Annotated in this window: 20 protein-coding genes and 8 tRNA genes; 13 read left to right on the plus strand and 15 right to left on the minus strand. The window is 67.9% G+C overall.

Translation table 11 applies throughout. The features are described 5' to 3' along the window. Nucleotides 1-153 precede the first annotated feature (153 nt). The 13 genes from KF892_19715 to KF892_19775 form a co-directional block, all read right to left on the minus strand. Nucleotides 154-224, minus strand: a tRNA-Gly gene (locus tag KF892_19715). Between the two features lie 181 nt (nucleotides 225-405). Then, nucleotides 406-1425: a hypothetical protein gene (locus KF892_19720; protein MBX3627253.1), complete on the minus strand. Its 1020-nt coding sequence runs from the start codon at nucleotides 1423-1425 to the stop codon at nucleotides 406-408. A 62-nt stretch (nucleotides 1426-1487) separates the two neighbouring features. Then, nucleotides 1488-2066, minus strand: a complete 579-nt coding sequence (locus KF892_19725) for an HNH endonuclease (GenBank protein ID MBX3627254.1) — start codon at nucleotides 2064-2066, stop codon at nucleotides 1488-1490. Between the two features lie 39 nt (nucleotides 2067-2105). Further along, nucleotides 2106-2196 (minus strand) — tRNA-Ser (locus KF892_19730). 33 nt (nucleotides 2197-2229) lie between these two features. Then, nucleotides 2230-2346, minus strand: a complete 117-nt coding sequence (locus KF892_19735) for an SEC-C domain-containing protein (protein ID MBX3627255.1) — start codon at nucleotides 2344-2346, stop codon at nucleotides 2230-2232. Between the two features lie 121 nt (nucleotides 2347-2467). Next, a tRNA-Leu gene (locus KF892_19740) sits at nucleotides 2468-2552 on the minus strand. 33 nt (nucleotides 2553-2585) lie between these two features. Next, nucleotides 2586-2656, minus strand: a tRNA-His gene (locus KF892_19745). A gap of 19 nt (nucleotides 2657-2675) precedes the next feature. Next, nucleotides 2676-3824 carry a PcfJ domain-containing protein gene (locus tag KF892_19750; protein MBX3627256.1) on the minus strand — a complete coding sequence of 383 codons (1149 nt, stop codon included), beginning with the start codon at nucleotides 3822-3824 and terminating at the stop codon, nucleotides 2676-2678. Between the two features lie 35 nt (nucleotides 3825-3859). Continuing rightward, nucleotides 3860-3935, minus strand: a tRNA-Pro gene (locus tag KF892_19755). Nucleotides 3936-4024: 89 nt separating this feature from the next. Then, nucleotides 4025-4110, minus strand: a tRNA-Cys gene (locus KF892_19760). A 7-nt stretch (nucleotides 4111-4117) separates the two neighbouring features. Continuing rightward, nucleotides 4118-4194 (minus strand) — tRNA-Arg (locus KF892_19765). Nucleotides 4195-4216: 22 nt separating this feature from the next. Further along, nucleotides 4217-4291 (minus strand) — tRNA-Asp (locus tag KF892_19770). Between the two features lie 482 nt (nucleotides 4292-4773). Next, the gene (locus KF892_19775; GenBank protein MBX3627257.1) at nucleotides 4774-4932 is read right to left on the minus strand and encodes a hypothetical protein; all 159 of its coding nucleotides are present in this window, start codon (nucleotides 4930-4932) and stop codon (nucleotides 4774-4776) included. Nucleotides 4933-5074: 142 nt separating this feature from the next. Between KF892_19775 and KF892_19780 the strand changes: the two genes are divergently transcribed. The 3 genes from KF892_19780 (at nucleotide 5075) to KF892_19790 (ending at nucleotide 7442) form a co-directional block, all read left to right on the plus strand. Beyond that, the gene (locus KF892_19780) at nucleotides 5075-5446 is read left to right on the plus strand and encodes a hypothetical protein (protein ID MBX3627258.1); all 372 of its coding nucleotides are present in this window, start codon (nucleotides 5075-5077) and stop codon (nucleotides 5444-5446) included. 400 nt (nucleotides 5447-5846) lie between these two features. Further along, nucleotides 5847-6611: a hypothetical protein gene (locus KF892_19785; protein ID MBX3627259.1), complete on the plus strand. Its 765-nt coding sequence runs from the start codon at nucleotides 5847-5849 to the stop codon at nucleotides 6609-6611. Nucleotides 6612-6668: 57 nt separating this feature from the next. After that, on the plus strand, nucleotides 6669-7442 hold the full coding sequence (locus tag KF892_19790) for a methyltransferase domain-containing protein (protein ID MBX3627260.1): 774 nt from the start codon (nucleotides 6669-6671) through the stop codon (nucleotides 7440-7442). On the opposite strand, the gene KF892_19795 is transcribed toward KF892_19790, so the two are convergent. Further along, complete coding sequence (locus tag KF892_19795; protein MBX3627261.1) at nucleotides 7443-8291, minus strand: SDR family NAD(P)-dependent oxidoreductase; 849 nt, start codon at nucleotides 8289-8291, stop codon at nucleotides 7443-7445. Nucleotides 8292-8376: 85 nt separating this feature from the next. Between KF892_19795 and KF892_19800 the strand changes: the two genes are divergently transcribed. The 10 genes from KF892_19800 to KF892_19845 all read left to right on the plus strand — a co-directional run bounded on the left by KF892_19800 (nucleotide 8377) and on the right by KF892_19845 (nucleotide 17199). Continuing rightward, a complete protein-coding gene (locus KF892_19800) occupies nucleotides 8377-9003 on the plus strand; it encodes a TetR/AcrR family transcriptional regulator (protein ID MBX3627262.1) in 627 nt (208 codons plus the stop codon). A gap of 276 nt (nucleotides 9004-9279) precedes the next feature. Continuing rightward, nucleotides 9280-10197: an L-histidine N(alpha)-methyltransferase gene (gene egtD, locus KF892_19805; GenBank protein MBX3627263.1), complete on the plus strand. Its 918-nt coding sequence runs from the start codon at nucleotides 9280-9282 to the stop codon at nucleotides 10195-10197. Further along, nucleotides 10194-11372 (plus strand): ergothioneine biosynthesis protein EgtB, encoded by a 1179-nt coding sequence (egtB, locus tag KF892_19810; protein MBX3627264.1) that lies wholly within the window; start codon nucleotides 10194-10196, stop codon nucleotides 11370-11372. The genes egtD and egtB overlap by 4 nt, the downstream gene beginning before the upstream one ends. A gap of 182 nt (nucleotides 11373-11554) precedes the next feature. Next, nucleotides 11555-12595 (plus strand): LacI family DNA-binding transcriptional regulator, encoded by a 1041-nt coding sequence (locus tag KF892_19815; protein MBX3627265.1) that lies wholly within the window; start codon nucleotides 11555-11557, stop codon nucleotides 12593-12595. Nucleotides 12596-12719: 124 nt separating this feature from the next. Beyond that, complete coding sequence (locus KF892_19820; GenBank protein ID MBX3627266.1) at nucleotides 12720-13682, plus strand: tripartite tricarboxylate transporter substrate binding protein; 963 nt, start codon at nucleotides 12720-12722, stop codon at nucleotides 13680-13682. Between the two features lie 3 nt (nucleotides 13683-13685). Continuing rightward, nucleotides 13686-15026 (plus strand): glucarate dehydratase, encoded by a 1341-nt coding sequence (gene gudD, locus KF892_19825; GenBank protein ID MBX3627267.1) that lies wholly within the window; start codon nucleotides 13686-13688, stop codon nucleotides 15024-15026. 54 nt (nucleotides 15027-15080) lie between these two features. Then, nucleotides 15081-15707 (plus strand): hypothetical protein, encoded by a 627-nt coding sequence (locus KF892_19830; protein MBX3627268.1) that lies wholly within the window; start codon nucleotides 15081-15083, stop codon nucleotides 15705-15707. Nucleotides 15708-15722: 15 nt separating this feature from the next. Then, the gene (locus tag KF892_19835; protein MBX3627269.1) at nucleotides 15723-16238 is read left to right on the plus strand and encodes an OsmC family protein; all 516 of its coding nucleotides are present in this window, start codon (nucleotides 15723-15725) and stop codon (nucleotides 16236-16238) included. An 11-nt stretch (nucleotides 16239-16249) separates the two neighbouring features. Continuing rightward, nucleotides 16250-16654 carry a GFA family protein gene (locus KF892_19840; protein ID MBX3627270.1) on the plus strand — a complete coding sequence of 135 codons (405 nt, stop codon included), beginning with the start codon at nucleotides 16250-16252 and terminating at the stop codon, nucleotides 16652-16654. Next, nucleotides 16651-17199, plus strand: a complete 549-nt coding sequence (locus KF892_19845; protein ID MBX3627271.1) for a DUF1697 domain-containing protein — start codon at nucleotides 16651-16653, stop codon at nucleotides 17197-17199. The genes KF892_19840 and KF892_19845 overlap by 4 nt, the downstream gene beginning before the upstream one ends. 6 nt (nucleotides 17200-17205) lie before the next feature. Here KF892_19845 and garD read toward each other — a convergent pair whose 3' ends face one another. Further along, nucleotides 17206-18756 (minus strand): galactarate dehydratase, encoded by a 1551-nt coding sequence (gene garD / locus KF892_19850; protein ID MBX3627272.1) that lies wholly within the window; start codon nucleotides 18754-18756, stop codon nucleotides 17206-17208.

Below are 18756 nucleotides of genomic sequence, written 5' to 3' on the forward strand. Positions count from 1 at the left end.
TGGGCCCGGGTGACACGGTGCGCGTCGGTGCTCGCCTCCCAGTCGAGGCACCTCGGCTTGCCGTGCACGCGAACCCCGCGTGTCCCACGTGCGGGCTGCCGCCGCTGATGAGGCCTTGCGGCTTCACGTCCGGCGGAGGTCTTTCGACCGGTTTGGCTTGGAACGGGAGTCGAACCCGCGACAGACACATGGGAAATGTGTTGCTCTACCACTGAGCTATCCAGTTGGCGGGCCACCCGGGGGTCGAACCCGGCGCAATGCGACCGATTCGGTGGCCCCTATCAGCTGCGACCGGCGTGCGGCATATGCCACCACGACGGATTGCTCCGGCAGCGGCACACCGGCGGGGCGGGAGTGACTCCCGAGCCCCTGCCTGTGAGCGGTTCGCCGTTCGCAGCAGATTCTTTACGCGACGTGCAGTTCCGAACGCACGATGCGCTTGCCCACACGCTCGATGCGACGCCAGCCGCTGTTGTCGTTCAGCGTGATCCAGCGGCGCTCTTCGGCACGGTAGAACCAGTCCTTGTCCTGCTGGTAGTAGACCTGCGATGCGGCCGACTCCCAGATGTTCAAGATCTCGTTGCTGTGGGCGTGCGTCTCGTCGAAGTCGGTCGTCGCCTTCTGTCCCATCTCGCTGTAGTGAGCGTTCAGCTGCAAGAGCATCGCATTCACATCAGGCGGCATGCGCTCGGCCTTGAGGCCGATCTTCACCGCCTCGTCGAGCAGGATGGGGTAGCTGTGCGACGGGTACTTGCCATTCAGCGCGGTTGCGATCGCCTCGGCCTTGTCAGCGTCGGTGACGTGGTAGGCCAGCAGCTCGCGGCACAGCATGATCGACAGCGACTCCGCACGGTCCACCGCGCCGATCACCAGCGGGTGCACGTACTGGAACAGCGACTTGTAAGCGTTCTCGGGATGCTCGCCTTGCTGCTCGCGCCACAGGCGGATCACGCGCTGCAGCTCGTTGAGGCTCACGCTCACGCGGTCGTTGTCACGGTCGACCGGCGAGAGCGGGTGGTTGAGCGAGGTGTCGACGGCGGTGAGGTAGGCGGTCGGGCCCATCTGGATGCCGTCGGCGCCGAGCGCCACCATCGTGGCGGCCGAGGCGCACTCCAGCGGCACGAGCGCCACCAGGCGATCGCAGTGCTGGCGCAGCAGGTTCACGATGCGCAGCGAAGTCTGGCCGCTGCCGCCGTCCGACTTGAGGAAGAGGTACAGCACCGGGTGGCGGCCGAGCTTCGCGAGCACGTGGTGCAGCGCGATCACGTCGTTGCTGCACACCGAGCCGCGCGGGCCGTTCCAGTAGGTGACTAGCGGCCCGCCCAGGCGGTCGGCCAGCTTCGCGATCAGGGCCTGCGTCTTGCCGAAGAGCACAGGCGGCTGCTTGACCTTGAGGTCGAGCGCTGGGAGTTGTTCGTTCTTCATGAGGCGTCTTTCGTTTGAATGAGAGGAGGCGGGATCGCCCCCCGCACACTCAAGCGTGATTCTCATGAGTGCAGGCGCGACCCCTTGGGCAGGCGTGCGGCCAGCCACTCGTGCACGTCGGCACGGATGCGGCGGCCTTCGAGCAAAAAGTTCTCGAAGCGGCTGGGCACGTAAGGCAGGTACAGCAAAGGCATGCCGGCTTCCTCCGGCGTGCGGTCGGCCTTGCGGCCATTGCAGTGGGCGCAGGCGGTGACGAGGTTCATCCAGCTCCAGGGGCCGCCACGCGACTCGGGCTGGATGTGTTCGCACTGCAGGTCGCGGTCACCGAACACCTGCCCGCAGTAGGCGCAGGTGTGGCGGTCGCGGCGAAAGAGCTTCAGCTTGGTGATCGCCGGCACGATGTCGTGCAAGTTGATCTTCGAAGCGCCACGCAAAGCGACGATCGGGTGGATCTCGATCAAGGACTGGCGGCTGCGGGCGACGTTGAAGCCGCCGCGCAAGGTGGCGAGCGGGCCATCGCCGTCGACCCACGCGACCGAGCCCGTGGCCACGTGCAAAGCGGCCTGTTCGAGCGAGATCCACGCCTGGGGCGTGCCCTGGAGGTCGAGTTGCAGCACGTGTTGGTGATGGTCTTGATGCACGGGGGCCTCCTTTACGCGGCCGAAGTTGGGTAGATGTGTTGGCGGAGAGCGGGCGGATCGAACGCCCGCGGCGATGCGATCGCCGACCTCGGCTTAGCAAGCCGGTCCCTTGCCGCTCGGGCAGCTCTCCATGTGCGGCGTCAACGCTGGTAGTGATGGCGGTTCACGCCGTCGAAAGCAGCCGCTGCGCATGCAGCAGTGCTTGAAACAACCTCCCGGACCTGCAAGGGCAGGGGTCGTTGCGACCGAGTTTCTCGATCAGCTCCTTCTGCCCGCGCACGATGCGGTCGCCACGCTTGACGCCGGTCTCAGAGGGGAAGCCCTTGCGGCGCTTGCGCGTGACCTCGAAAGCAGGCGTGCTGGTCGTCGTCGAATGGTTTCATGGTGTTCTCCTGTGAAAGTGGTCCCCTCGGTCCGAGTCGAACGGACATGCCTTGCGGCCCCGGCTTCTGAGACCGGTGCGTTTGCCTGTTTCGCCACGAGGGGTTGGGTTGAAGAAAAGAATCACATGCGCTGAGGGGTGACCGGTCGGACTCGAACCGACACCAGCGGCACCACAAACCGCGGCTCTACCCTTGAGCTACGGCCACCCCTCAGCGCACGCGCATTTCACGGCAGGGCAATGCCGCGTGCCTTCGCCCAGCGCTCGATTACCTGTCGCTCGGCCGCTTGCGCCAGCCGGTTGGCAAACCCGCGCACTTGCACCGCCCGGTGTTGCGGATCGAGTTCGATGGTCAGCAGCCGATCGATCTGATGCTTCGTGCATCGCCGCAGCGACCAGATCGAGGCGCGACCGGAGATGCACTTGCTGGCGTAGGTCGACACGCAGTGGCGCATCGCGCGGCTTTCCATCACCAGGTCTTCGGCCTGTTTCAACTGCCGGATCACGTAGCGCTCGCCCTTCGTCTTGGCCTCCCTGGACGAGGGCGCCCACTCCCAATCGGCGAGCGGTGAGCCTGACCAGACTGCATTGGCCGTGCACGCGTTAGCAGCGCGCCCGTGGGCACGGCGCTGCATGGCTTCGATGCGCTCGATGGCCGCGATGTCGTGGTGCCACTCGTGCATGCGACGGGTTAGCGCGTGCAAGGTGCGGCCCTCGAGGCTGTAGTGCGAGTCACGGCGCCGGCATTCGGCCAGGTAGTCACACAGGTCGTCGATCGTTTCCACCGGCACCGGGTTGGCGCAGAAGAACCGTGCCACCCCGCGCCAGAACTCGATCTCGCCGCGCGGCGTGCGAGCGATCTTCGAGCGTGCGATGCGCAAGGCCACGGCGGGATCGTCGGTGTAGGAGCGCGCGATGGCTTCCCAGAAAGCTTCATCGAAGCCCAGGCCCGCCGACGAGTGGAGAAACTGGTGCACTTCCTTGCGCGTCAGCCAGGTGCTGGCGCCCGCCTTGTAGAGTGAGCCACCGCGCGCCGCCGTGACGTACCACTGCCGGCGCAGCCGAACCTCCTCGACACTGAGCCCCGTGTCGTCGATCCAGATGCGCTCGAGCGTCTCGGGCACGGGATACAGCGCAAAGAGGTGCCGCGCCGCAGCCAGGCGCAGGCGGGCGGCGTCGCGCGTCTTCATCTGCGGATGCCAGGTCTGGTGGTCGCGCACCACCTCGCCAGAGAAGCCGCGCTCGGCTTCATTGAGCGCCTTTCCGAAGTCCGGCGTGGGGCGTGGGCGGCGCATCACGCGGCGAAGCGCGGCATCGCAGAGTTCTAGTCGTTCGCGCTCGGCGTCCTGCCTGCGCTGGATCATCGAGCGTTTCATGATGAGTAGAGTGGGTTGTTGAAAGAGAAGGTGAATGGTCTCGGTGGCAGGTTTCGAACCTGCGGCCTCATGCTCCCAAAGCACGCGCGCTACCAGCTGCGCCACACCGAGAGAGAAACTGGTACCCGCGGGTGGGAACGATCCACCGGCCTCCGCCTTATCAAGACGGCGCTCTGCCACTGAGCTACGCGAGAACTGTCTGGACTCGACGACCCGATTCGAACGGGTGCGGGCTGTTGCCGTCTGCTTTGCAGGCAGATGCCTTCGACCACTTGGCTACGTCGAGACAGAAATGGCACCTCGTGCACGATTCGAACGTGCGACCTCCTGCTTCGTAGGCAGGCGCTCTCATCCACTGAGCTAACGAGGTATGTAAATGGATATAGACAAACTGGCGCCTCGTGCGGGACTCGAACCCGCGGCTTCCGGCTAGACAGGCCGGCACTCTGCCACTGAGTTAACGAAGCAATTCCATCCGGTCACGGGTTCCGGCGCCGCCCAATCGTTGCGGCCGATTTCCACCTGCGAAGCGTGAGCTCCACGCAGGCTCTTGTTCAAGATCCCACTTCGGCTGTGTCCACACGCGAGCGCCTCGTCAGGCGTCGGTGTCTCGCTGCACAGGGCTTGGCACGTCGACCTGGGTCCAGGGGTCGCGTACTGCCATGCACATCCCGAGCCGCCCACACCAGGTTTGCGAGCTGCGGAGTGCATGGGCACAGCCGAAGTGAGGCGGTCGGCGGCCCTCGTCGAGGGCTCGCCTTCCGCACTTCTTGCAGGCATGCAGTGCCGGCCAGTACCGGCGCATGTCCTGCGGCAAATTGTTAAAGAGCTGCGACTCCGAAGAGCCGCGACCTTCGCGCCGATGCACGAGGTCAGGTCCAGCAAAGCAAAAGGCCCGGTTCCTGTTGGAAACCGGGCCTCTGGGGTACAGAGCTAGAAGGGCGTGCGCCTAGGCGCTTCCCTTTCCCGGTGTCGATGTGGGCTCGCTGCGATCAAGCTGCGAATAACCCAGCGACTGCATGTCAATGCCGAATGCACAAGCGAACGCATGCAGGCCGCGCAGTGCGCTTCCTTGCGTGTTGCCGTCGATGTGCTTGCGGGTTGTCACGATGCAGCCTTGATTGAAAACGGATGCTCTTGCGAGCGAGGAAGCGGACTGTAAAGACTCTTTACCCAACTGGTCAACCCCCTGCGACAATGTTGTTCGACATCGTTGCAACCAAACACAACGTCAGCACACACCAGACCTCGTGGCGAACATCACCCTCACGCGCCGGCACAACGTGCTGGCCCTTTTCCAAGAGCATGCCGAGCAGGCCGTGGCCGCCGGCGCACCCCCCAAGGGCCTGGAGCAGGCCTTCGCCGCCAAGCTGCAGATCTCGCCCAGCATGTGGAGCCAGATCAAGTCGTCGCGCCCGATCGGCGACAAGCTCGCGCGGCAGATCGAGGTGATGTGCGGCCGGCACGTGAACTGGCTCGACGAGCCGCGCAAGAGCGCGGCGCCCACGCCGGCGGAGAGTGCCTTCCTCGAACTCGCGCTCACGGCTTGGCGCAGCAACAACGTGGCGGGCCGCAAGGCACTCACGGTGCAGATGAAGGCGATCGTCGAGCGCGGCAGTTGACGCGGGGGTTGACGGCGCATCGGCGATGCATAAGATGCGCGCCTCTCGAGTCAACGTCGGGCCGCCCCAAGTTGACTCAACCCCCTCGGGGGGGCGGCGCGAAGCGCCGTCGGGGCCCATTACTCAACGCAACACGACAGACCCATGACCCAGTGCCATCTCCCGATGCACTGACCGTTGCGCCAAAGCCTGGCGCGTGACGGTCACCGTGCACTGCACACCGCTGTAGACCGTTCTCGACGCGCCCAGGACTCTCCAAGTCCATCTGCTCTCGAACACCTGCCCCCTCGGCAGGCGCGAGCCTGCGCGTCGCACATCGCCAGGCTGTTGGATCGACATCGAAGGAGGCCCGTCATGGGCAATCGAAACATCTCGCGCGTGAGCGAACAAGGAGTTCGCCATGCGTGAGGACATGAGCAAGGTGCTGGTGGAGGAGCCCCGCTGGGGGCGCGCTTTTGCCCGCACCATGAAAGGCAAGCGTCGCCAGAACCGGCAGCGTGTGGATGCCGACGGAGAAGGTGCGCCGGTGCACCTGGGCATGAAGCGTGACGGCGGTGGCCAGAAGTGGTTTGGCGAACACCTCGGGCCTTTGCGCCGCTACCTGCGCCAGCAGGTGAACCGGCCGTGGTCCAAGGTGTACGGCGAGCTGTGCGCTGCGCTCGACAAGCGCAGCGTGGTGCAGGCCCATCTGTTCCAGCACATCCGCGACACCGTGGAGCACGAGACGCTGTGGCAGGGCGGTGAGGTGTGGTGCCACAACTGGCGGGGGCTCGTGCCCATCGCCGAGAGCCGCGCCGAGCTGTTCGTGCACCCGCTCACCGGCATCGTGCTGGTGAACCGGAAACGGCAGCAGGCGCGGCGCGAAGCCAAGGCGGCGAAAGCCGCCAAGGCCCAAGCACCGCTGGCCGATCGGCGCGAAGGGCAACCCGGCATCGCACCGGGCTGCCAGTGGCACCGCGTGGACGGCCAGTGGTACGAGGTACGCCTCGGCACGCTGGACCCGTGCGATCGCAAGGCCAAGGCCTACGACCTGCTGCTGCGCCGCGAGGTGGGGCACGGTCATCGCCTGGAGCTGAAGGAGCGCTACGGCCGCGGCGATGCGTATGCGATGCACAAGCGCCAGCTCGGCCACCGCGAGCTGCGCCGCCTGAACCTCGCGGCATGAAAGGTCGCCCGCCACCCGGTTTGCAAGACCGGCGTGGCGGGCGCACCATTCAGCGCCATGAGCTGGAACCCCTCCCAATACCTGAAGTTCGAGCAGCCCCGCCTGCGCCCGGCGCTGGAGCTGCTGGCCCGCGTGTCGCTAGAAGCGCCGCGCACGGTGTATGACCTGGGCTGCGGTGCTGGCCAGTTGAGCCGGCTGATGGCCGAGCGCTGGCCGAAGGCGCAGGTGACGGGCGTCGACGCGTCGGCCGCGATGCTCCAGCAGGCGGGCGATGCGCTGCCCAACCTGCGCTGGCAGCAGCAAGACCTCGCGAGCTGGAAAGCCGAGTCACCCGCCGACCTGATCTATTCGAACGCAGCGCTGCATTGGCTGCACGACCACACCGCGCTGTTCGAGCACTTGATGAAGCAGCTCGCGCCGGGCGGTGTGCTGGCCGTGCAGATGCCGCGCAACTTCGCCGCACCGTCGCACACCTCGATCGCCGATGCCGTGCGCTCGGGCCCGTGGCGCGCGCGGCTCGAGCCCTTGCTGCGCGAGAAGCTGCCGGTCGAAGAGCCGGCCTGGTACTACGACCTGCTGGCCCCGCTGGCGCAGGACATCGACCTCTGGGAAACCGAGTACCACCAGGTGCTCACCGGCCCCGACCCGGTGAAGGAATGGACCAAGGGCACTTGGCTCGCGACCTTCCTCCATGCGCTCGCCGACCCGGCCGAGCGTGAGGCTTTCGAGCGCGACTACGCCGCGCGGGTGGCCGTCGCCTATCCGATGCGCGCCGACGGCACCACGGTGTTCCCGTTCCGCCGCCTCTTCATCGTGGCGCGCCGGCGCTGATCAGGGCGCGGCCGCAGCCTGCTGTTGGGCGGCGCCGCGCTGGGCCCGCTTCTTGAGCACATTCCAGTAGCGCACCGGCAACAGCCGCGCCAGCCGGTCGAGGAAGCGCGCGTCGGCCCCGATGCGGATGCGCACTTGGCCCTTGTCGAGCCCGTCGAGGATGCAATCGGCCGCTTCGTCGGCCGTGGTGCGCACGCTTTGCACGAAGCCGTCGGCCATGGCCTTGCGGGCAGCGGCGTCGACGCTCTCGAGGTGGCGCATGTCGTGCGCGATGTGGGTCTTGATGCCGCCCGGGTGCACCTGCACCACGCGCACGCCGGTGGCTTCGAGTTCGTGGCGCAGCGCTTCGGTGAAGCCGCGCACCGCGAACTTGCTCGCGCAATAGGCCGACTGCCCCGGAATGCCGACGAAGCCGAACACGCTCGACACGTTGACGAGGTGGGCCGATGGCTCGCGCAGCAGCAGCGGCAGGAAGGCGCGCGACATGTTCACCACGCCCCAGAAGTTGATGCCGAGCACCCACTCGAAATCGGCCGCCGGCTGCTGGCGGAAGTCGCCATACGCCGACACGCCGGCGTTGTTGAACACGGCGCTCACGCGGGTGTGCGCAGCTTCCACGGCGGCGGGCAGGGCGGCCACGGCGGCGGCGTCGGCCACGTCGACGACGTGTTCGCTGACACGGGCACCCAAGGCACGCGCTTCGCGGGCCACCTCGGCCAGCCGGATCGCGTTGATCTCGCACAGTGCGAGGTCGTGGCTCCGCCGGGCCAGGCGCAGCGCCAGACTGCGGCCGATGCCGCTGCCCGCGCCGGTGATCACCGCCACAGGGCGGAAAGAGGTCGTGTTCATCGAAACACTCTAAGGTGGTTACCTTATGCGTCGCATCCGGGCTTGCCCGGGTGAGCAGTGCGGGTTTGTGGCGACAATTGCGTCCATGAGCAAAGCCCAGCCCACGACCCGCGAGCGCGTGCTTGAAACCTGCCGCCGTCTCTTCAACGAAAAGGGGCCGGGCGCGGTCACCACCGCCGAGATCGCGGCCACGGTGGGCATCAACGAAGGCAACCTCTACTACTACTTCAAGAAGAAGGATCAGATCGTGCTGGCGCTCTTCGACCAGTTCGAGCTGGCGCTGGGCGAGATGGCGCGCCGGCAGATGGAGCACATCGAGCAGGACAAGGCCAACGAAGACAGCATCATGGACTTCTTCAAGTTCGCCTGGGAGTGGCGCTTCTTCTACCGCGACGCCCAGTCGCTCTACGGCCTGGCGCCTGATCTTCGCGAGCGCAACAAGCTGCTCTCGGAAACCTCGCACGAGGCGGGCCGCCGGCTGCTGCAACACGCCATCCAGCACGGCCGGCTCAAGGTGCCGGAAGCCGCGGTGGAGCGGCTGGTCGTCAACGCCTGGATCATCTGCACCTTCTGGATCGAATACCTGCAGGTCGCCAAGGGCGTGACGCGCATCACCAAGAAGCACCTGGAGATGGGCTACGAGCAGGTGCAGTCGCTCTACTGGCCTTACGCGCCGCGGGGCACCGAGCGGCCCAAGCCCCGCTGGTCCTGAGCTCTCAGGCGCGCCTTGCGCGCGCCGCGTGCGGGAAAGCCCGGCCACGGCGTGGCATGTCACTTGCCGAACACGGCGTAAGAAACCCTGCTCGCAACACGACATGAACCCCGCGGCCCACACTGCGGGGTCAAGTCGCAGGGTGCCGTGTCGGGGATGTGTCGACCACCGGGCTCAGATGCGCTGTCAGGGCGTGGCAGTGTGCTTGTGCGGGTGCGATGCCTCCGACGAACATGGCCGGCTGGAAGTCCCGCAGGCCGCACACGAGGAGAGAGCATGCCCGCCCAACCCGCGCACGAGATCATCGAAGGCCTGAGCCGGCCCGAGCCCAGCATTTCGCCCAAGTACTTCTACGACGCCAAAGGCTCGCGCCTGTTCGAGCAGATCACCCGCCTGCCCGAGTACTACCCGACGCGCACCGAGCAGGCCATCGTGGCGCGCAACGCCGCCGAGATCGCCCGCCGCGTGGGCAAGGGCCGCATCGTCATCGAGCCGGGCGCCGGCAATTGCGAGAAGGCCCGCTTCCTCTGCCGCGCGATCGACGCGGCGCGCTATGCGGCGGTCGACATCTCGGCCGACTTCCTCACCGAAGCCGCGCAGCGCCTGCGCGACGAGATGCCCCAGCTGCAGGTGCACGCCGTGGGCGGCGACCTCACGCAGGCGATCGTCTTGCCGGAAGACTTGCCGCGTGCGCACCGGCTCGTGTACTACCCCGGCTCGTCGATCGGTAATTTCGACAGACCGCAGGCGCTCGACATCCTCGCCCGCATGCGCGGCCTGGTCGAGCACGATGGCGCGCTGCTGATTGGCGTCGACCTGCGCAAGGAGGTCTCGGTGCTGGAGCCTGCGTATGACGACGCCGCCGGCGTCACCGCCGCCTTCAACCTCAACGCGCTCGACCATGTGAACCGACTGGTGGGCAGCGACTTCCACCTGCACCAGTGGCGCCACCGCGCCTTCTTCAACCCCGAGGCCTCGCGCATCGAGATGCACCTCGAAGCCAAGACCGAGGTCGACGTGCACTGGCCCGGTGGTGGGCGGCATTTCGCGCCGGGCGAGCGCATCCACACCGAGAGCAGCTACAAGTACGACATTGAAGGCTTCGCCCACCTGCTGCACGCGGCCGGCTTCCACCACAGCGTGGCGTGGACGGACGAACGGCGCTGGTTCGCGGTGGTGCTGGCCACGCCATGAACGAGCTCGACGCCCACGCCCTGAACGCCGCCTACCGCGCGGTGCGCGCGCACACCGACGCACTGGCCGCGCCGCTGTCGGCCGAAGACGCCAGCGCGCAATCGATGCCCGATGCGAGCCCCGCGAAGTGGCACCTCGCGCACACCACTTGGTTCTTCGAGACCTTCGTGCTCGAGCGCTTCGAGCCCGGCTTCGTGCCGCACGCCGCCGCGTACCGCGTGCTCTTCAACTCGTACTACAACGCGGTGGGCGACAAGCACCCGCGGCCCCAGCGCGGGCTGCTCACGCGGCCCTCGCTCGACGAGGTACGGGCCTACCGCGCGGCGGTCGACCGCCGGGTGCTCGCGCTGCTGCCGCGCCTGCCGCAGGACGCGCTGCAGCTCGTCGAACTGGGCTTGCACCACGAGCAGCAGCACCAGGAGCTGCTGCTCACCGACGTGCTGCATCTCTTCTCGTGCCACCCGCTGAAGCCCGCCTACCGTGCCGCCGAGAGCGGGGCGAGTGCACCGGCGTCGCCATTGCAATGGCACACGTTCGAAGAAGGCGTGGTGCAGATCGGCCACGACGGTGCGGGCTTTGCGTTCGACAACGAGTCGCCGCGCCACCGCGTCTACCTGCCACGCTACGAGATCGCCTCGCGCCTCGTCACCAACGCCGAGTACGCCGGCTTCATCGAAGCCGGTGGCTACCGCGAGCCCGGCCTCTGGCTGTCCGAAGGATGGGACTGGGTGAAGGCGCAGGCGCGGGAACACCCGGCGTATTGGCAGCAGGGCGCGAGCGGCTGGCAAGCCTTCGGCCTCTCGGGCCTGCAAGACGTGCAAGCACACGAACCCGTGCTGCACCTGAGCTACTTCGAAGCCGACGCCTATGCCCGCTGGGCCGGCGCACGCCTGCCGACCGAAGCCGAGTGGGAGCACGCGGCCACCACCTGCCCCGAGCTGCGCCAGCTCACCAGCCACGCCTGGCAATGGACCTCGAGCGCCTACTTGCCGTACCCCGGCTTTCACGCGAGCGCCGGCGCCGTGGGTGAGTACAACGGCAAGTTCATGGTCAACCAGATGGTGCTGCGCGGCGGCTCGCTGGCCACGCCGCCCAGCCACGTGCGCACCACCTACCGCAATTTCTTCCCCACCGGCGCCACCTGGCAGTTCACCGGCCTCCGCCTCGCACGCTGAAGGCGACCGATGCCAGAGCGCTCGCCCGCGCGGGGCCGGGGTGGCGTGCGCAGCGAAGTAGAGGAGGAGACAAAGACCGCGGGAGCGGCCTTTGTCGGGGGACATGAGCGGAGCACGCCACCCCGGCTCCGCGCCCGCTCAGACTCCCGCGTTGGTAGCGTTGCCATCGCTACACTGACCTCATGAGCGAGCCGACGATTCCGCCCCAGACGCCCAGGCGCCGCCGCGGTGCCGGCGCCATCACGCTGGGCGACGTGGCGCGACTGGCCGGGGTCTCCCCCATCACCGCCTCACGTGCGATCAACACACCGGAGCAGGTCGCGAAGGAAACGCTCGAGCGTGTGCGCGACGCTGTCTCCCGGACCGGCTACGTGCCCAACCGAATGGCCGGTGGCCTGGCCTCGTCGCGCAGCCGCCTCGTCGCGGCCGTGGTGCCGACCATCGCCGGCCCGGTGTTCATGGAGATGGTGCAGTCGCTGACGCACGAGCTCGACGCGGCCGGCTACCAGCTCATGCTCGGCCAGAGCGGCTACACCGCCTCGCGCGAAGACGCACTGCTCGACGCCATCATCGGCCGCCGCCCCGACGGCATCGTGCTCACCGGCATCATGCATTCGGCCGAAGGGCGCAAGCGGCTGCTCGCCAGCGGCATCCCCGTCGTCGAGACCTGGGACCTGACGCCCACCCCCATCGACATGCTCGTCGGCTTCTCGCACACCGATGCTGCTGCCGCCGTGGTGCGCCACCTGCATGCCAAGGGCCGCAAGCACCTCGCGCTCTTGAGCGGCGACGACGAGCGCGCCGAGCGCCGCAACCGCGGCTTCATCGCCGAGGCCAAGGCGCTGGGGCTCGACGCCGACATCCCCGTGCTGCGCGTGCCCGCGCCCACCACCTTGCGCAGCGGGCGTGAGGGCCTGGCCCGGCTGCTGGCCCAATCGCCCGAGGTCGACGGCGTCTTCTGCAGCTCCGACCTGCTGGCGCTGGGCGTGCTGACCGAAGCGGCGGCGCGCGGCCTCTCGGTGCCCGAGCGCCTGTCGGTCGTCGGCTTCGGCGACCTCGCCTTCGCCGGCGACACCCACCCCGCGCTCAGCACCGTGCGCATCGACGGCACCGGCATCGGCCGCCAGGCCGCGCGTTTCATCGTCGACCGCGCGGCGGGCCGGCCGGTGGGCGACAAGGTGATCGACCTGGGCTTCCAGGTCATCGAGCGCGGCAGCAGCTGACCAGACGACTTAAAACCAAGGGTTAACCCTCGAAATCGGACGTGGATGCGCTCAACCGGTAGCGCTACCATTCAGACATGGAAGCGCTACCAGTGGTCGGTCGCGCCCACTTGGAGACCCGCCGATGAAGTCCCTGCTCGCTGCCCTGTGCCTGTCACTCACCGCCCTGGCCGCCGCGCCCGCCCATGCCTGGCCCGACAAGCCCATCACCCTGCTCGTGCCCTTCCCCCCGGGCGGCTCGACCGACTCGCTGGCGCGTGTGCTCGCGCCCAAGCTGCAGGAAAAACTCGGCACCAATGTCATCGTCGACAACAAGCCCGGCGCCACCGGCACCATCGGCGCCGGGCAGGTGAAACGTTCGCCGGCCGACGGCTACACCGTGCTCGTGTCCTCGCTCGGCCCCTTCGTGATCGCGCCGCACCTGATCAAGGGCGTGCCGTATGACGCCGGCAAGGACTTCGACCTGCTCACGGTCGCCGTGCAGGCGCCCAACGTGCTGGTCGTGCCGGCCGCGTCGCCGCTCAAGAGCGTGGCCGACGTGATCGCCGAGTTGAAGAAGAACCCGGGCCAGATGAGCTTCGCGTCATCGGGGAACGGCTCGTCCGACCACCTCACCGCCGAACTCTTCTGGCTGCAGACGGGCACGAGCGGCTCGCACGTGCCCTACAAGGGCGGCGCGCCTGCCATTCAAGATTTGCTCGGCGGCCAGGTGCAGACCTCATTCCAGAACGTCAACGCCGTGCTGCAGCACATCCAGAGCGGCAAGCTGCGCGCACTGGCGATCACCGGCGACAAGCGTTCGGCCGTGTTGCCCCACGTGCCCACGCTCGCCGAGAGCGGCGTGAAGGGCGTCGACGTGTACTCGTGGCAAGGGATCGCCGCGCCGCGGGGCCTGCCGAACGACGTGAAGGCCAAGCTCCACGCGGCCCTGGTCGCGTCGCTCAACGACGCCGCGGTCAAGGCCGAGTTCAGCAAGATCGCCATCGAGGTCGTGGCCAACACGCCCGAGCAGTTCGCCGTGTTCCAGACGGGCGAATCCGCGCGCTGGAAGAAGCTGATCGAGACCCGCAAGATCACCGCCGACTGAGCCATGAATCACGACACGCCCCGTGTGACGCAGATGCGCGTCATCCCCGTCGCCGGACGCGACGGCATGCTGCTCAACCTGAGCGGCGCACATGCCCCGTTCTTCACCCGCAACCTCGTCGTGCTCACCGACAACGCCGGCCGCACCGGCGTGGGCGAAGTGCCGGGCGGCGAGAAGATCCGCCAGACGCTGGAAGAGTCGTCATGCCTCATCGTCGGCCAACCGGTCGGTGACGTGCAGCGCCTGCTGCGCACGGTGCGCGAGCGCTTCGCCGACCGCGATGCTGGCGGGCGCGGCCTGCAGACCTACGACCTGCGCACCACCATCCACGTCGTCACCGCCATCGAGTCGGCGCTGCTCGACCTGCTGGGCCAGCACCTCGGTCTGCCGGTGGCCGCACTGCTCGGCGAAGGCCAGCAGCGCGAGTCGGTGGAGATGCTGGGCTACCTCTTCTTCGTGGGCGACCGCACGAAGACCGACCTCCCGTACACCGCGCCGGCCGACGAGCCCGCCGATGCCGACGACTGGCAGCGCCTGCGCCACGAGGCCGCGATGACGCCCGCGGCCATCGTGCGCCTCGCCGAAGCGGCGCGTGCCCGCTACGGCTTCAACGACTTCAAGCTCAAGGGCGGCGTGCTGGCCGGCGAGGCCGAGGTCGAGGCGGTGACGGCGCTGCACGAGCGCTTCCCCGACGCGCGGGTCACGCTCGACCCCAACGGCGGCTGGCTCCTGAAAGACGCGATCCGCCTGATGCGCGACATGCGCGGCGTGTTGGCCTACGCCGAAGACCCGTGCGGCGCCGAAGACGGCTTCTCCGGCCGCGAGGTGATGGCCGAGTTCCGCCGTGCCACGGGCCTGCCCACCGCCACCAACATGGTCGCGACCGACTGGCGCCAGCTCACGCACGCGCTGAGCCTGCAATCGGTCGACATCCCGCTCGCCGACCCGCACTTCTGGACGATGGCCGGCTCGGTGCGCGTGGCGCAGACCTGCCGCGACTGGGGCCTCACCTGGGGCTCGCACTCGAACAACCACTTCGACGTGTCGCTCGCGATGTTCACCCACGTCGGCGCCGCAGCGCCCGGCCGCGTGACGGCGATAGACACCCACTGGATCTGGCAGGACGGCCAGCGCCTCACGAAAGAGCCGCTCAAGATCGTGGGCGGCCACGTGCAGGTGCCGAAGAAGCCGGGCTTGGGCATCGAGCTCGACATGGCCGAGGTGGAGAAGGCACACGCGCTCTACCGGCAGCACGGCCTCGGCGCGCGCGATGACGCGATCGCGATGCAGTACCTGGTGCCCAACTGGAAGTTCGACCCCAAGCGGCCCTGTCTGGTGAGGTGAGCGCGGGGAAGGTCCGTCGATAAACTGGCGGACCCTACACGATGCTTCGATGTCATGCTGCGACTGCTTGCCTCCGCGGTGATGCTGCTCACGCTCCCCGTCCTGACGGGCTGTGCCCTCATGCGCACTGAGGGGACCTTTCAGTACCAGCCGCAGTCCTTGCTGTTGCCGATGCCACGGGGCCTTCTGAGCGACACCAGGCTGTCAGGCGTCGCTGTCGAAGATGCGCGCTACCGCGAGGACAAGCGCATCCTGGTCAACAAGCGAAACGGCTACGGCCAACTCATGTCCGGCACGTGGGCGACCGATCGACCGCTCAGCGAGTACACGCAGCAGGCCTTCGAAGCTGGCATCAAGCAGGCCGGCATCGCCGAACTGGCGGAATCGCCCTTGCTGCTTCGTGTGGCGATCCAGAGCCTGAATGACACCATCTCCGAGCGCGGCTTTCGCAGCACCCGGACCGACCTGTTGCTGGCGGTGCGCGTTGCGCTGGTCCGGCGTGATACCGGGCAGGAGGTCTGGCGCGAGGGGTTCATCGGCCGTTCGCAGGTGCATGCCCGCTGGCTCCACTATGGCGTGGACGACTACGCGCGAAGCCTGCAAACGACCCTGAACGATCTGGTCTCGCAGGTGCTGTCCGCACCAGAGTTTCAACGTGCCTTGAAGGCCGGTCCGGCCTGAACCGAAGGAGACTCCATGAGCACCACTCAGATCCGCGCGGCCTTGGCTGGCGTCCTCCAGCATTTCGAGCAACACCCGGAATTCGGGCCCACGACCGACTCGACCGCGGTGGCCGCCTGGCAAGGTGGCCTCCGCTTCGAGACCCAAGGCCCGAATGGCGCCACGCTCGTGAGCGAGATGCCGAAGGCCGTGGGCGGCGGCGGCAGCGCGCCCACACCGGGCTGGCTGCTGCGTGCGGCGCTCGCCAACTGCAACGCCTCGATGATCGCGCTGCGTGCGGCGCAGACCGGGGTCACGCTGACGAAACTCGAGGTGGCCGTCGACAGTGACTCGAACGACCGCGGCATGCTCGGCTTGAGCGACGACGTGCCGCCCGGCCCGCTGCAAGTGCGCCTGAAGGTGAGCCTTGCCGCCGAAGGGGCCTCGCCGGAGCAACTGAAGGCGCTCGTGGCGTGGGCCGACCGGCACTCGCCGGTGGCGGACGCCCTGCGGCGCGCCGTGCCGCTGAGCGCCTCCGTCGAGATCGGCTGAGCGAGGGCGGCATGGCGGGCCTCGACACCAGCGGCGGCTGCCTCTGCGGCGCGGTGCGCTACCGCTTCAGCGGCGAGCCATCGACCAGCAGCGTGTGCCATTGCCGCAGCTGCCGGCTCGCCAGCGGCGCCACGCCGGTGGCGTGGCTGGTGGTGCCCCTTGAACGCTTCACGTGGCTGGGCGCGCCTCCCTCGACCTTCCGCTCGACGCCGCCCGTGCAGCGCAGCTTTTGCGCCCGCTGCGGCACGCCCATCGCCTACCAGCGCAACGACGCGCTGCATGAGATCGAGCTGACGACCGCCACGCTCGACGAGCCCGAGCGCTTCCCGCCGCGCTACGAGATCTGGCTCGAAGACAAGCTCGCCTGGGCCACGGCCAATCCGCAGCTGCCGCATCACCACCGCGATCCGCCGTGAAGTTCGCGGCGTTTCTGCGCAACGTCAACCTCGGGCGGCCGGGCGCACCCACCCGCGCGCAGCTCGAAGCGGCGATGGAAGCGGCCGGCGCCACCGAGCCGCAATCGTTCCAGACCAACGGCACCGTGGTGTTCAGCGCACGGTCGCACGCCGGTGCCGAGCGGGTGCTGCGCAAGGCGCTGAAGCTGCTGGCCAACGAGTGCGATCTGGCCGAGCCCGGCTGCGTGCGCTCGCTCGACGAGCTTGCGGCACTCGCATCGACGAGCGCCTTCGACGACTACGACCGCGACGAGGTCTACGAGTTCGTCTTTTCCTTCGCCTGCGAGCGCAGCACCACGCTGGAGGGCCCGCTGCCGCTCGACAACGCGGTGGGCAACGTGCGCATCCTCGCGCTCACCGATGGCAACGCGCTCGGCGTGAGCTGGAAGCTCGGTGCGAGCCCCGGCAGTCCCAATCTTTTCCTGGAGAAAACGACCGGCGCGCCGTGGACGAGCCGTGCCATCGGCACGGTGCAGCGCCTCGTGGTGAAGCACGCCAAGCGCTAGCGTCGGTCAGGTCACCGGCGCCGGGTTGAACAGCACCAGCGCGTTGTGCAGCTTCCACTGCTCGGCCCAGGTCTTCTGGCGCCCGCTCGCCACGTCGAGCATCAGCTGGAACAACTCCCAGCCCACGTCTTCGATGCTCGCCTCGCCATCGGCGATGCGCCCGGCGTTCACGTCCATCAGGTCGTGCCAGCGGCGGGCGAGGTCGGTGCGTGTGGCCACCTTGATGACCGGGCATTCGGCCAGGCCGTAGGGCGTGCCGCGGCCGGTGGTGAAGACGTGCAGGTTCATGCCAGCGGCGAGCTGCAGCGTACCGCAGATGAAATCGCTGGCGGGCGTGGCGGCGTAGACCAGGCCCTTCTGCTGCAGCTTCTCGCCGGGCGAGAGCACGCCGCTGATCGGCGCACTGCCGCTCTTGACGATGGAGCCCATCGCCTTCTCGACGATGTTGGACAGGCCGCCTGCCTTGTTGCCTGGTGTGGTGTTGGCGCTGCGGTCGACGCTGCCGCGCTTCAGGTACGCGTCGTACCAGGCCATCTCGCGGATCATCGCGTCGGCCACGTCGGGGGTGGTGGCGCGTGAGGTGAGCTGGGCGATGCCGTCGCGCACCTCGGTGTTCTCGCTGAACATCACCGTGGCACCGGCGCGCACGAGCAAGTCGGTGCAGAAACCGACGGCGGGGTTGGCGGTGACGCCGCTGAAGGCATCGCTGCCGCCGCATTGCACGCCGACCACGAGTTCGCTCGCGGGCACGGTCTCGCGCTTGCGAGCGTTGAGCTTCTGCAAGTGGCGCTCGGCCGTTGCCATGATGTCGTCGATCATCGACATGAAACCGATGTGCGCTTCGTCTTGCAGGCACACCACGTCGAGCGGCTCGGCCTCCGCGCGTTCGTCGACGATGGCGAAGGTGCCGGGCGGGAGCAATCGTTCGGGCTGCAGCTTCTCGCAGCCGAGACTGACGACCATCACCTCGCCGCCAAAGTTCGGGTTGCGGCTGATGTTGCGCAGCGTGCGGATGGGGATCACCGCATCGGGCGCGTCGATCGCCACGCCGCAGCCGTAGGTGTGCTCCAGGCCCACCACGTCATCGACGTGGGGGTACTTCGGCAGCAGTTCGCTCTTGATGCGCTTGACCGCAAAGTCGAGCACGCCGGCCACGCACTGCACGGTGGTGGTGATGGCGAGGATGTTGCGCGTGCCCACCGAGCCGTCGGCGTTGCGGTAGCCCTCGAAGGTGTAGCCGGTGAGCGGCTCGGTGGGTGCGGGCTTCACCGTCGCTTTCGGCAAACCGTCGAGCGAGCGCGCCTCGGGCATCTGCAGCAGGCGCTCGTGCACCCAGCTGCCGGCGGGGATGTCTTTTGCGGCGCGGCCGATGGGCACGTCGTAGCGGCGCACCTCGTCGCCGGCCTTCAGGTCGACGAGAGCCACCTTGTGGCCTTGCGGGACCTTGTCGACGAGCTTCAGGCCGGAGGGCAGCACGGTGCCCGCGGGCAGGCCGCCGTCGTTGGCGACGATGGCCACGTTGTCGTGGCCGTGCATCGAAATGAGGAGCGGCTTCAT

Source organism: Rhizobacter sp. (assembly GCA_019635355.1).
Taxonomy (GTDB): domain Bacteria; phylum Pseudomonadota; class Gammaproteobacteria; order Burkholderiales; family Burkholderiaceae_C; genus Rhizobacter.